1 protein-coding gene is annotated in these 1,059 nt (G+C 44.6%); it reads right to left on the bottom strand.

The genetic code is table 11. The features are described from left to right. Positions 1–825: amidohydrolase family protein (locus tag DUT69_RS19025; RefSeq protein ID WP_113654861.1), on the bottom strand; the 825-nt coding region annotated here is incomplete at its 3' end. Between the last annotated feature and the right edge of the window lie 234 nt (positions 826–1,059).

The raw sequence follows: 1,059 nt of genomic DNA on the forward strand, positions 1-1,059 counted from the left end.
GTCTGTTTCTTCCAGGTGGTCAACAGACACCGCCTGATACGCTACACCAAGTTCGGCAGCTCCTGAAACAGATAACTGGTTGGCATGTATTTTCGGCAATAGCCCATATTGTTTTGCAGCGCTTAAAATTTGAGCTGTTTCTTCTAGAGAGAAAAACCCCTTTTCGCAAAAAACATCAATATAATCGGCCAAGTTTTCGGCTGCTACTTGTGGTAATAACTTATGAATGATAAGGTCGATATAGCCTTGGTGATTATCTTTAAATGCTGTTGGATAGGCGTGTGCCGCAAGCAGCGTTGCTTTAATAGGAATAGGAAAAGCCGCTTTAAGCCTTTTGATAACCCTTAGCATTTTCAGTTCGCTTTCTATCGTTAAGCCATAACCACTTTTGATTTCCACCGCCCCGGTGCCTTGCTTAATCATATCTCTTAACCGGATGCTGGCACTATCAAAAAGTTCGCCTTCGGTGGCTTTTTGCAGTTTGGCTGCGGAGTTTAAAATTCCACCACCGGCAGCCGCAATTTCTTCGTAGGTTTTACCAGCAATTTTAAGGGCAAACTCTTCTTCTCGGGGCGCTGCAAAAACAATATGGGTATGGCTATCACACCATGAGGGGAATACGAAACGCCCTTCGGCATTTACCACTTCCAAGTTGACCTCAGGTGTACGGAGGTCGCTCATCAATCCAAAATCCTTAATTAAACCGTTTTCGAGCAGCAACCAAGCATTTTCTAGAACAGGCAGCTGATCTAATTCGCTGCCGCGAAGAAAAAGTTGGTTTTTCGGATGAACGCCAACGAGGCCTTTAATGTTAGTGATAAGCATATTTGGTTAACAGGTTAAATCGGTTATCGGTTAATTGCCTAGCTGCGCTTCAACAGTTTCGCCAAGACTGATTAACCTTTTATTGTAGTTCAAGTAAAATAGGGCAATGGTCGCTATGTAGGGCGTCAGGTAAAATGCGCACATTCTTCAGTCGATGCTCCATTTCTCGTGTAGTGAGGTGGTAATCGATACGCCAGCCCAAGTTTTTGCCTCGAGCACCTGCACGGTAGCTCC

Source organism: Pedobacter namyangjuensis (assembly GCF_003313325.1).
Taxonomy (GTDB): domain Bacteria; phylum Bacteroidota; class Bacteroidia; order Sphingobacteriales; family Sphingobacteriaceae; genus Pedobacter; species Pedobacter namyangjuensis.